This is a genomic window from Streptomyces sp. NPDC051286, from assembly GCF_044455345.1.
GTDB lineage: Bacteria > Actinomycetota > Actinomycetes > Streptomycetales > Streptomycetaceae > Streptomyces.
In genome coordinates this window covers 1-12,182 of sequence record NZ_JBITER010000016.1, presented here as the reverse complement: position 1 = coordinate 12,182, position 12,182 = coordinate 1, and the positions used below count along the sequence as shown (strand labels likewise).

Genomic DNA, 12,182 nt, shown 5'->3' with positions numbered 1-12,182 from the left:
CAGGAGCCGGAGCGCTTCCGCTCGGTGTCCTCGGCCATGGGCGCTCCACTGTGATCGTCGGCCTCAACGGTCTGCGCCTGCTGCGGGACGGCGCCGGGAAGCGCGCCCGTGCCGAGGCCGGCGCATGCATCGCCCGGAGGGTCTTTCTTCGGCCCGACGGCTGCCCAGGGCGTAGTCCATTGGCGCTCACCTGGCACATCAAAGACACATCGGGCTGCGCCAATGGCTCAACTGTGTCAGCTCGACTTGAGCCAGATGGTGGCAAGATGCTCTGATTGGGTCAGTCGATGGCGCTGCGGATCCCGCGGCGCCTTTTTCATGCCCGGACAGAACAGGGAGTGGTAATCGGTGCTGAAGCGGATGTTGGTGGCTCCGGACCCGGGGCGGCTGCGGCTGCGCAGCTCGGCCCGGGCCGTTCTCGGCATCGGTCTGGCCGTGACCCTTTCGGGCCTCGTCAGTCACTCGCTTCCCGTGACCGTCGCCGGCGGCCTCGCCGCTCTGCTCGCACTCTTCACAGTCACCGACGCCCAGGTCCGCGACCAGGCGCTCACCACCGCGCTGCTGCCCGTCGTCGGATTCCCGGTCCTGGCACTCGCTACGGCGCTGCACGACTACCCCCTGGCGCGCGACGCCGCGTTCCTCGCCGTTGTCTGTGCGGGCGTGTACGCGCGCCGCTGGGGTCCCCGCGGGCACGCCCTGGGGGTTTTCGCGTTCATGGCGTTCTTCATGGCGCAGTTCCTGCACGCCGTGCCGGGCCAGCTGCCCGAGCTGTACGCCGCCGTCGCACTCTCGCTCGTCACCGCCTCGGCCGTCCGCTTCGGCGCCTGGTGCTACGAACGTGGGCTGCCCACGCCCGTCGTACCCACACTCCAGGGCAGTCGCGGGCTGGCCCGGACGACCACGCGGCAGGCGCTCCAGGCGACCGCCGCCAGTGCTTTCGCGCTCGGCATCGGGCAGCTGCTGTCCGCCGACCGCTGGTACTGGGCCGTCGGCACCGTCTGGTGGGTCTTCGTGAACACCGCCTCGCGCGGCGAGACGCTGGTCCGCGGCTTCCGCCGCGTCCTCGGCACGGTGGCCGGGATCGCCGCAGGGCTGCTGGTCGCCGTGCCGCTGCACGGTGACACGGTCCCCACCGCGGCCCTCGTCGCCGTCTGCGTTTTCGGCATCTTCTACACCGCCGCGGTCTCGTACAGCTGGATGGTCTTCTTCGTGACCGTGATGGCCGGACTGATGTACGGCCTGCTCGGCGTCCTGAATCCGGGGCTGCTCGTGCTCCGCCTCACGGAGACCGGGGCCGGAGCCCTCAGCTCGACCCTCGCCGTCCTCCTCGTACTGCCCGTCACCCTCCACGCGACCACCGACGCCTGGATCCAGCGCGCACTGCGCTGCGTGCACGCCTGCACCGCCGGGGCTGCCGCCCGTCTGGCCGGTTCCCCGACCGCCGACCCCGGTCCGCAGGTGACCGAACTGGAGGCGCTGCTCGGCCGGGTCCGGCTCTCGCTCGCCCCCCTGGTGCATCCACTCAACCCGCTGCGGGCCCGTAAGGCGCGCGCCCGCCAGGTCCTCGCCCTGCTCGACCTGTGCGTCCGCGAGGTGCGTGGTCTCGCTGCGGTCGCCGCCGATCCCGACGCCTCGCACGACGCCCGGCTCGGAGCGGCCTGCCGCCGCGTCGAGGCCGCGGTGCTCGCCCTGGCGCAGCCGGGACCCGCCCGTACGGAACTGAACGCCGCGCCCGCTCACGCGCCGCACCACCACCCCGGCGCCGAGGCCGCACTCGCGCATCTGCACGCTCTGGAGCGGGCCCTCGCGGAACTCGCCACGCCCCTGCGCACCTCGCCCCGCGCCCCGCTCGTCCCGGCCTGACCTGCGGCCCGCGGCAGCAGGCGGTGGTGACACGGCCCCGGTCCAGTACCCCTCCCGGCTCTGCACACACCGGACGACGCTCCTCATGGGCATACACCGCCGGTCACGGCACAGGACCGCGCAGGGTGCACTGCTACCGTCGCCCCGGAAGATCACGGCGGTCCGAGCCGTCGTGATCAGTCGGCGGAGAGGGGCAGAAGCGGTGAGCAGCAGCGGTGCGGGACGGGCATACATAGGGTCGTTCACGTCGGCGGGCGGTCGGGGAGTCACTGTCGCGGCCGTGGACCGGGAGACCGGGGCGCTGACCGTCCTCGGCGCCACGGACATCGTCCCCGATCCTTCGTATCTCGCCCTGGGCCCCGGCTCTACCACCCTCTACACGGTCAGCGAGACCGAGTCCGGCGCGGCCGCCGCCCTCGACATCACCGGCGACGACCTGCGGCTGCTCGGCGGGATCCGGCCGGTGGACGGCAGCGGACCCACCCACCTCGCACTGACCGGCGGACACCTGATCACCGCCAACTACGGCTCCGGCAGCGTCACCGCCCTCCCCGTGTGCGCCGACGGATCGCTGGACGCCGCCACTTCCGTGTTCCGGCACGAGGGAAGCGGACCGCACCCGGCCCGTCAGCAGGCCCCGCACGCCCACCAGGTGCTCGCTGACCCGTCGGGCGCCTGGGTGCTGAGCGTGGACCTCGGAACCGACTCCGTACGCATCTGCGCCCTCGACCCGAGCACCGGCACGCTGCAGCTGCACGACGAGACGGCGCTGCGACCAGGCGCCGGACCGCGCCACCTGGCCTTCCACCCCGCAGGCACCTACGCCTACGTCCTGAACGAGCTCGAACCGACCGTCACCGTCTGCCGGTGGGAAGCCGCCGTCGGAACCCTCGCATCGGTCGGCGAAACGACCGTCGTGCCCGAGGACGTGGCCGCCGACGCGGACGCGGTCGTCCACCCGTCCGGGCTCGTCGTCTCGCGCGACGGCCGCTTCCTCTGGGCCGCCAACCGAGGACACGACAGCATCGCCGTCCTCACCCTCGACGCAACGGGCGAGAAGGCGTCCCTGGTCACGACCGTGAGCTGCGGTGGCCACTGGCCCCGCGATCTCGCCCTCGACCCCACCGGGCAGTGGCTGTACGCGGCCAATGAGCGGTCCGGGAACGTCAGCTGGTTCGCCGTCGACCCGAGCACCGGCATCCCACGGCACACGGGCTCCCTGACCGCTCCTGCCGCCTCCTGCGTGATCTTCGGCTGACCCGGCCCACCGTCCGCCCCGGGGTGCCGGAGACGGCAGACACAGCGGGCCCGTACCGGTCGAACGTCCGGTACGGGCCTGCTGCTCCGTGCTGATCAGGTCAGTGGGCCGGGGCCCCCTGCGGCGTCACCGGGGCGATGCCGAGCGCCGTCGTGTACAGCGACAGGACGAGCTTGCCGATCGCCGGGTACGCGCCGAGCGGCTCGGCCGTCGCGCAGCCCGCCTCCTTTGCGGCGGCGTCCAGCAGCCCCTCGGTCACCTCGGGACCCACCAGGTACGGCGCCACGGCCAGTTGCACCGAACCGGAGGCCTTCAGCTGGTCGGCGATGGACGCGACCGAACCCTCGACATCGAGAGCAGCGGCCATCACCGGCACCGCGAGGCGGGCGGCCAGCAGCATGCCGGTGATCCCCGCGGCCTGCACGGCCTCCTCGCCACCCACGGTGGCCAGCACGATCCCGTCCGCGGCCGTGGCCACGGTGAACAGCCTGGCGCGGTCGGCGCGGGCCAGACCGGCCTCGGAGAGGCGTACGTGCAGCGCCTCGGCGAGCAGCGGGTGCGGGCCGAGCACATCGGTCAGCTCGACCGGCGCACGGCTGTCCATGACGGCTTGACGTATCCGCCGGAGCAGGGCGTTGTCCGGTCCCGCGAGCAGCGGCACCACGACGGCGGCCGGGCCCTCGGGCTCGGCCGCCTCACGGCCCGCGGCCTTCGCCTGCTCGAAGCGCGCGACGCGCTCGGCGGCGGAATCCGCGAGTACGGAGACGAGCGTGGGGTACTCGGCATCGTCGCCGTCGAGGTAACCGATCCGGGCATGGAGACCGGGCAGCTCGGAACGGGCAATGCTGATCACCTCTTCGGCCAGACTGCGCGTGGCCGAAGAGGGGGTACCGGGAACAGCGAGAACGAGCGCGGCAGCGCCCTCGGGTGCGACCACGGGCTCCGGGCGGCGGTGCCGTCCGGACTGGCGAGGTCGCGGCATTCGTACAGGCAGGCCGGAAGCGGGCCCAGTGGGGGTGCTCATGGCGCCGCATGCTACTGGTTTTGGGTGTCTCACTGTTCGGGGAGGGCCCAGTCGGGCGTTATCTGTCCGCTTTTATCCGATCAATGGCTTACCGGTCAACTGCCCTGCTCTGTCACCCCTTACGGTCGCCCTCGCCCGGGCCCGTACGCGGGTACGCACAGCAGTGTCGGGTGGAGCGGCAACCGCAGCTCACCGGTGGCCATCGCCTCGGCGATGCGCAGCGAACCAGTCAGCGGATCACCCGAACCGGGGACCGTCCGCGCCTGCGGCAGTTGCCGGGCGAGCTCTTCACGCAGGGGTACGAGCAGTGGATCGCCCATCCGGAACAAGCCACCCGTCAGGGCCACTTCGCGCGGCTCGTCGGCCGCCCCGCGCTCCGGGCACACCGCGGCGGCCGCCTCCGCGATATGACCGGCGGCGTCCCGCAGAATGCCCGCGGCGACCGGATCGTCCCCAGCGCATGCGGCCACCTCGGGGGCGAACGACGCCAGCAGCGCCGGGCGGTCGGTACGCGGATAGAGCAGACCGGGCAGCTCCGGCGCCGGACCGAACACCGCCTCCAGCCGGGCCAGTAGGGCGACCGAACCGCCGCGCCGCCCGTCATGGGCGCGCATCGCCGCGTCGAGCCCGGCCCGCCCGATCCAGGCACCGCCGCCGCTGTCGCCGAGGAGATGACCCCAGCCGTCGGCCCGGCGCCAGCTCGTCAGATCCGTCCCCAGCGCGATCATGCCGGTGCCGCCCGCGACGACGGCTCCCGGCCGCTGCCCGACCGCTCCCGCGTACGCCGTCACCGCGTCGGCGGCCAGCGCCAGCAGCTGCACCCCGAGTGCCCGCTCCAGTGCCGCGGGCAGCTCCGCGCGCAGCTGGTCCCCGAGCGTCGCCATGCCGGCGGCGCCGATCGCCACGGCGACGACGGACAAGCCTGCGGCCGTCTCCGCTCGCTCCCCGGCCTGCGCCCGCAACTCGTCGACGGCCGGAAGCAGCTGCTCCAGCAGGTGTCCGGCATCGATTCCGGCCGGACCGGTCCGCACCGGCTCGGCGCAGACCGCCGTCGCCACCGGCTTCTCGGCCCCGATCGCGCCGAGCGCCACCCGGAGCCCGGAACCGCCCGAGTCCACTCCGAGGACGTACGACCCCGTGGCGGCGGTCACGGAAGCTGCCAGTCGACCGGCCGTGCGCCCTGGCGCTCCAGCAGTTCATTGGCCCGGCTGAACGGCCGCGAGCCGAAGAACCCGCGGTCCGCGGACATGGGGGAGGGGTGCGAGGACTCGATCGCCGGGAGGTCGCCCAGCAGCGGCCGCAGATTGCGGGCGTCACGCCCCCACAGGACGGACACCAGCGGTGTTCCGCGCGCCACCAGCGCCCGGATCGCCTGCTCGGTCACTTCCTCCCAGCCCTTGCCGCGATGCGCCGCGGGCTTACGGGGCGCCGTGGTCAGCGCCCTGTTGAGCAGCAGGACCCCCTGACGGGTCCAGGGCGTCAGATCACCGTTGGACGGCCGGGGCAGCCCCAGGTCGGTGTGAAGCTCCCGGTAGATGTTCTCCAGGCTGCCCGGCAGCGGCCGGACCTCCGGCGCGACGGCGAAACTCAGTCCCACCGCATGTCCCGGTGTGGGGTAGGGGTCCTGACCGACGATCAGGACCCGCACCTCGTCGAACGGCTGCTGGAACGCCCGGAGCACATTCTGCCCCGCGGGCAGGTAGGTGCGCCCCGCGGCGATCTCGGCGCGCAGGAAGTCGCCCATCGCGGCGATGCGTTCGGCCACGGGTTCCAGGGCCTGCGCCCATCCCGGCTCGATGATTTCTTTCAACGGTCGTGCTGCCACGGGCCGCACTCTACTGCTCATACGACCGGGGTGATCAACCGCCGACGACCGCCGCCCGTACACAGAGGACGTCCGGCAGGTGCGAGGCGAGCTGCTCCCAGCTGTCCCCGTCGTCCCCGCTCGCGTACACCTCGCCGTTGCGATTGCCGAAATAGACCCCCGCCGGATCGGCGTCGTCCGTACAGAGGGCGTCGCGCAGCACTGTGCCGTAATGCGTCTCCTCGGGCAGTCCGGTGGACAGCGGCTCCCAGCTGTTGCCCGCGTCACTCGTACGGAACACCCGGCAGCGGTGGTCGGCCGGCACGCGGTCGGCATCCGCGTTGATCGGGAAGACGTACGCCGTCTCCGCCCGGTGCGGATGCGCGGCCGCGGCAAAGCCGAAGTCGGAGGGAAGCCCCCCGCCGATGTCCGTCCAGTTGTCCCCGGAGTCGTCACTGCGGAACACACCCCAGTGGTTCTGGAGGTAGAGCCGGTCCGGATCGACCGCATCCCGGGTGATTTTGTGGACGCACTGGCCGAACTCCGGGTTCGGATCCGGCAGGAAGACCGCCGACACCCCCTTGTTCGACGGGGCCCAACTCGCCCCGCCGTCCTTGGTGCGGAACACCCCGGCCGTGGAGACCGCGACGGTCACCGCCTGCGCGTCCCTCGGATCGGTCAGGATCGTGTGCAGCCCCTCGCCGCCCCCGCCCGGGACCCACTTGGAGCGCGTCGGATGCTCCCACAGCGGGCGCACCAGCTCGAACGATTCCCCGCGGTCCTCGGAGCGGAACAGTGCGGCCGGCTCCGTCCCCGCGTACACGACATCCGGCGCCTCTGCCCCGGCCGGGTGCAGCTGCCAGACCCGCTCCAGCGAGGCGCCGGTGAACTGGGGGAATTTCACCGCCGGTTGCTTCGGCTCGACCCAGGTCGCGCCCAGATCGTCGGAGTGGAACACCGAGGGTCCCCAGTGCGCGCTGTCCCCGCCGACCAGCAGCCGGGGGGCCTGCCCGCGGGTGTCGATGGCGATGGAGTAGATCGCCTGCGCGTTGAAATGCGGCTCGCCGAACTCCCATGTGCCACGGCGTCTGCGGCCGATGAAGAGTCCTTTGCGGGTTCCCACAGTGAGCAGTACGTCGGGCATCGCCGACACCTCCCGAAACGCCTTTGTGACGGATACGGGCCAGTCTGCACCCGGTCACTGACAGTGGCGGGCAGAGCAGGCGTTTGCACAGGTCGGACGGCGAGTGCGGGGCCGGGCGGCGATCCGGCACCCCGGGGCGCGGCCGACATTGTCGGGGCACCCTTGACCGCCGTCCCGGGCGGGCCGTAACTTCCTCGCAGAAAGCGCTTGCCCATTCGGTGGGCCCTCGATCGGCCCCCGACGAACAGCCGACGAACCGGACCGAGGAGCGCCCGTGGAGACCTTCGAAGGACTGCCCGGCGCCGTGGCCGTCTCCCACCTCAGGGTCTACGACTGGCCCACCGAGGACGGACTGCGCGGCGGCACCCCCCACCTCCATCTCACCTGTTCCGAAGGGTATGTGGTGGTCGGGGGCACGGGCTCGGTGCAGACGCTCACCGCGTCCGGCTTCCGGCAGACGCCCCTGGCCGCCGGTTCGCTGGTGTGGTTCACCCCCGGCACGGTCCACCGGCTCGTCAACGACGACGACCTGCGCATCGTCGTTCTCATGCAGAACAGCGGACTGCCCGAGGCGGGCGACGCCGTGCTCACCCTCCCGCCCCGCTTCCTGACGGACCCCGAGACGTATCGCGCGGCCGTTGCTCTGCCCGCCGACGGCTCCGTGCCGGAACAGGAAGGCGCCGCCCGTGCCCGCCGCGACCTCGCCATCCAGGGGTTTCTGGCGCTGCGCCGGGCCACGGAAGCGGGCGACACCGAGGCGCTCGCCGCCTTCCACCGGGCGGCCGCCGCGCTCGTGAGGCATCGGACGCGCGACTGGCGGGGGCGCTGGGAACAGGGTGCCGCAGCCGCGTCCCGGGCAACCGGCGACCAACTGGACGCCTTGGCACGGGGGGACGGCAGCCATCTCGCGGCCGCCTGCTTGCATGCCCAGCAGCCTTCGGCATACGGAAAGTTCGGGATGTGCGGCCGTCTCGACGTCTACTGCGGCTGAGTGTCCGTGGCGGCGGGCGCGGTAAGGGCCCAGGCACCGCTTCCGCACGGCCGCCACCGAGGTGGAACCGGTCCCGGCGAAGCCGGTCCACCACCGTGGATACGAGGCACCCGCCGGGGTTGTTGCCGCGCGTGCCCTTCCGCGGCCGCGCGACGGACAGCGCTCCGTCCGCCAGTGCCGTGACCAGCAGTGTGTGCCCCATGAGGGGCATCGTCCGGTGCGTGCGATCGCAAGGCGGCCGGACGTCCTGGGGTGGGGTCTCCCCTGCTCGAACGGAGCTGAGGGCTTACGGCCTGGTGCACGATAGAGAGTGGATCAGGCCGTTAGGGAAGGAGCTGCCGGGGCTTGTGGCCATCGCGGCGAGCGTGCGTGCCCGCCGGTGCGACGGGGCAAGGTCTGCCGGGAGGGGCACTGGGTCGTGCCAAACGGCGTGGCGACGGCTCTGGTGGTGGCGCGCTCAGAGGCCCAGGGCCTCATCGGTCCACTCGAATGCCGACGCACCACTCGCGCCCGGTGTCTGTTCGGACCAGATGACCTTGCCCTCGGCTGTATAGCGGGTGCCCCAGCGATCGGCGAACTGGGCGACGAGATAAAGTCCGCGGCCACCCTCGTCCGTCGTCGACGCATAGCGCAGATGCGGTGCGGTGCTGCTGGAGTCGGACACCTCGCAGATCAGGGCGCGGTCGTGCAGCATCCGGACCCGGATGGGAGGGACGCCGTAGCGGATGGCGTTGGTGACCAGCTCACTGAGGATCAGCTCGGTGGCGAAGGTCTCTTCCTCCAGCCCCCGGTCGATGAGCCACTGGGACACGTCCTTGCGGACCCCGGCGACGGCCGACGGGTCGGGCTCGACGTCCCATTCGCCGACACGGGAGGGGGCGAGGATGTGGGTGGCGGCCACCAGGAGGACGGCGTCGTCACCCGGAGGTGTGGGCAGGAGCGCAGAGATCAGGTCGTCGCAGGTCTCCTCCGGAGTCCGGTGCTGTCCGGCCAGCGTTTCGCGCATCGTGTCGAGTCCGGTGGCGAAGTCCCGCTCGCGCGACTCGACGAGACCGTCCGTGTAGAACACCATGCGGCTCCCCTCCGGCAGGGACAGCTCCATCGCCTCGAAGGGCAGTCCGCCGATGCCCAGGGGCAGGCCTGCGGGTACCTCGGGGAACTGCACCGTGCCGTCGGGCAGCACCAGGACGGGGCCGGGATGACCGGCCCGGGCGGCGGAGCAGGTGCCGGTCACCGGGTCATAGACGGCGTACAGGCAGGTGGCCCCCGTGATCTCCGCGCGACCGCCGTCGGTGTTCTCCGTCCGGTCGATGCGCGCGACCACTTCGTCGATGCGAGCGAGGAGCTCGTCGGCCGGAAGGTCCAGTGCGGAGAAGTTGTGGACCGCCGTGCGCAGGCGGCCCATCGTCGCGGCGGCGTGCAGACCGTGCCCGACGACGTCACCGACGACCAGGGCGACGCGGGCACCGGGCAGCGGAATGACGTCGAACCAGTCACCGCCCACCCCCGCCTGAGCCGGCAGATAGCGGTAGGCGACGTCGAGAGCAGCTTGTTCGGGCAGGCCTCGGGGCAGCAGGCTGCGCTGCAGCGTCACCGCCATCTTGTGCTCGCGGGTGTAGCGGCGGGCGTTGTCGATACAGACGGCCGCCCGGGCGACCAGTTCCTCGGCGAACGTCAGATCGTCCTCGTCGAAGGGGTCCGGATTCTCCGAGCGCCAGAAGTTCGCCATGCCCAGGACCGCACCGCGTGCGTGCAGCGGAACGGAGATCAGGGAGTGGACACCGTACGCGATGATCCTCGCCGCCCGCTCGGGGTCGTCCCCCAGCCAGCCCCGTTCGGCGGACAGGTCCGGCACCAGCTTGGTGTGCCCACGGATCAGTCCCAGGGCCGCCGGGCTGGTGGGAACGAACCCGACGACCCGTCCGATCGGGTAGAAGGGGTGGCCGGCGCGCATGCCTGCCACAGCTGTACGCCGCAGGTCCAGCACGGTGCCGAGCGGTATCGACGGTTCCTCACCGCGCAGCACGGGCTCGGCGAGGTCGACCGAGGCGAAGTCGGCGAAGCGGGGGACCACCACGTGTGCCAGTTCCTCCGCGGTCCGGGGCACATCCAGCGTCGTACCGATGTGCGCACTGGCCGTGTGCAGCAGAAGCAGCCGCTCCCGTACCTCTGTGGCCCGGTCGGCAAGTGCGGCCAGTTCCGTAGTGTCCCGCAGGGTTGCGACCGTTCCTGCAGGTCCGCCATGTTCGTCGGTGGGCCGCAGATTGACGGCCAGGAGCCGGTCGCCGGCCATGCGCACCTCGTCGGAGGCGCTGCGGCCGGAGGCGAGCAGTTCCGCGAGGGGAAGAGGCAGGCCGATGTCCGTCACCGGAAGTCCCTCGGCGTTCGCGGGCAGGCCCAGCAGCCGCCGGGCCTCGTCGTTGGCCAGGAGCAGCCGCCCGTCGCCGTCGATGATGAGGACACCTTCGCGCACGGAGTGCAGCACCGCGTCGTGATGCTCGTACAGCCGCGTCATCTCGGCGGGGCCGAGGCCATGCGTCTGCCGCCGCAGACGTCGGCTGATCAGTGCCGCACCGCCGGAGGTGAGGGCAAGTGCGGCCACCGCGGCGCCGACCAGCACCGGCAGTTCGCGGTCGGCCACTTTGTTCACGTCATTGATCGCGATGCCCACGGACACCAGGCCGGCGGTCGAACCGTCGGCCCTCGGTATGGGCACCACCGAGTTCACGGCCGGCCCCCGGCTCCCCGTGAAGGTACGGGTGAAGCCATGCCCGAGAACCGCCTCCTTGTACGGGCCGACGAGATGCTTGCCGATCAGTGCGGGATCGCGATGTGTGATGCGGATGCCGTGTATGTCGGCCACGACGACGCTGTCGACGTGGGTGGTTTTCCGGATTTCCTCAGTGAGCGGCTGCAGTACTGCGGTGGGATCATGGCTGTCCAGCGCCGCCACGATGCCGGGGGAGTGAGCGAACGTTTGGGCGACGGCGTGCGAGCCGCTCTCGGCTTCGTGAACGGCGGCGCGCCGGGCCTGAACCACGAGCGAGAACGCCGCCGTGGCGACGAGCAGCACCACGAGCACCAGCTCCAGCAGCAAGACTTCCCCGGCCACGGTGCGCACGCCGAGCAGGGTGCGGGAGCGCCCAGTGTTCGATCGGCGGAGCCTTGAAATATGTCTGCCAAAGCCTCCCATAGCTCCTGTTTACCCGCTATGTCCGCACAAAATGTCGCACGTGTAGTGCCGGTGCGGGTCAGGCTGCGGCTTCTTCTGTGAGCACGCGCGGCCGTCTCGGTGAAAGCGTCGACGCTGGAGCGTGGAAGGAGGTCGGACCGCTCCGGACCGCGTCGTCGTCCGGGAGAGCTTCCCCGTCTACGTCCCTCATCGGTACGGTGCACCACATCGGTCCGAGCCGGTGTGCGTGTGCTGAAATTCTGGATGGTCCACACGGCGGCGGTGCTGCAGAACCTGGTGGTCGACACCGGCGGCCTCAAGCCCAGCTACCTGGGCCCGCCGGAGAGCCTCCGGCTGAAGTGAGCCGGGGGACGAGCAAGGGGAGAGCAGGGCGATGAAGAGTGAGATCGAGGACACCGACGGGCGCGGTGCGATCCCGGGCGTGACCCCCGTTGCGGGTGGGGTCGAGGTCCGGGCGGCGGGTCCTTCGGGGGAGTTCTCGCTGATCTTCACCCCTGCCCGGGCCCGGGAGCTGGCTGCGGCTCTCGTTCGTGCGGCGGACGAGGTGGAGAGCGCGCAGTCGGCTGAACCCGTGACGGTCAAGGCGGGGGAGCTGCGTCGCGGCGATGTGCGGGACGGCGACCGGGCCATGACCGTGGAAGCGGTCAGGGTCGACGGGGCCGCGGCCCACATCACCTGGAAGTCAGGCGCCGGACGCAGCTGGACCCAGGGTTACGACGCCGATGCGGAGATCGCGCTGCGGCGCCGCGGCTGAACCCTGAAGGACCGACGCAGACGTGCATGAGGCCCCTCTCGAAGCAGAGAGGGGCCTCAGGGCCTGTTCTGAGTTCCCCGCCTGCGCCCCGACGCCCGGCACGCACGCTCGCCGCACGGCCCCGCAGGACAGGTGGCTCCGCCACATGACC

Annotated in this window: 9 protein-coding genes and 1 pseudogene; 5 read left to right on the top strand and 5 right to left on the bottom strand. The window is 71.6% G+C overall.

Features of this window, described 5'->3' with window-relative positions; genetic code table 11:
- Positions 1-348: 348 nt before the first annotated feature.
- Positions 349-1,863: an FUSC family protein gene (locus ACIBB8_RS17985; protein WP_398953131.1), complete on the top strand. Its 1,515-nt coding sequence runs from the start codon at positions 349-351 to the stop codon at positions 1,861-1,863.
- Positions 1,864-2,065: 202 nt separating this feature from the next.
- Entirely contained in the window at positions 2,066-3,121 is a 1,056-nt protein-coding gene (locus tag ACIBB8_RS17980) for a lactonase family protein (RefSeq protein ID WP_398953129.1), read from the top strand.
- 100 nt (positions 3,122-3,221) lie between these two features.
- Here the strand turns inward: ACIBB8_RS17980 and ACIBB8_RS17975 are convergent, their stop codons facing one another.
- The 4 genes from ACIBB8_RS17975 to ACIBB8_RS17960 form a co-directional block, all read right to left on the bottom strand.
- Positions 3,222-4,145, bottom strand: coding sequence for a sirohydrochlorin chelatase (locus tag ACIBB8_RS17975; RefSeq protein WP_398953127.1), 924 nt, complete (start codon positions 4,143-4,145; stop codon positions 3,222-3,224).
- A 119-nt stretch (positions 4,146-4,264) separates the two neighbouring features.
- Complete coding sequence (locus tag ACIBB8_RS17970) at positions 4,265-5,296, bottom strand: N-acetylglucosamine kinase (protein WP_398953125.1); 1,032 nt, start codon at positions 5,294-5,296, stop codon at positions 4,265-4,267.
- Positions 5,293-5,970, bottom strand: coding sequence for a uracil-DNA glycosylase (locus ACIBB8_RS17965; RefSeq protein ID WP_358860584.1), 678 nt, complete (start codon positions 5,968-5,970; stop codon positions 5,293-5,295). The genes ACIBB8_RS17970 and ACIBB8_RS17965 overlap by 4 nt, the downstream gene beginning before the upstream one ends.
- A gap of 34 nt (positions 5,971-6,004) precedes the next feature.
- Entirely contained in the window at positions 6,005-7,093 is a 1,089-nt protein-coding gene (locus ACIBB8_RS17960; RefSeq protein WP_398953123.1) for a WD40/YVTN/BNR-like repeat-containing protein, read from the bottom strand.
- 274 nt (positions 7,094-7,367) lie between these two features.
- Here ACIBB8_RS17960 and ACIBB8_RS17955 point away from each other — a divergent pair, with 274 nt between their 5' ends.
- A complete protein-coding gene (locus tag ACIBB8_RS17955) occupies positions 7,368-8,084 on the top strand; it encodes a cupin domain-containing protein (RefSeq protein WP_398953121.1) in 717 nt (238 codons plus the stop codon).
- A gap of 457 nt (positions 8,085-8,541) precedes the next feature.
- On the opposite strand, the gene ACIBB8_RS17950 is transcribed toward ACIBB8_RS17955, so the two are convergent.
- Positions 8,542-11,277 (bottom strand): SpoIIE family protein phosphatase, encoded by a 2,736-nt coding sequence (locus tag ACIBB8_RS17950; protein ID WP_398953119.1) that lies wholly within the window; start codon positions 11,275-11,277, stop codon positions 8,542-8,544.
- A gap of 191 nt (positions 11,278-11,468) precedes the next feature.
- Between ACIBB8_RS17950 and ACIBB8_RS17945 the strand changes: the two are divergent.
- Together ACIBB8_RS17945 and ACIBB8_RS17940 are read left to right on the top strand one after the other, a co-directional pair.
- A pseudogene (locus ACIBB8_RS17945) lies at positions 11,469-11,619 on the top strand (hypothetical protein); the annotation flags it as partial.
- 31 nt (positions 11,620-11,650) lie between these two features.
- Positions 11,651-12,031, top strand: a complete 381-nt coding sequence (locus ACIBB8_RS17940) for a hypothetical protein (protein ID WP_398953117.1) — start codon at positions 11,651-11,653, stop codon at positions 12,029-12,031.
- The last annotated feature ends 151 nt before the right edge of the window (positions 12,032-12,182 follow it).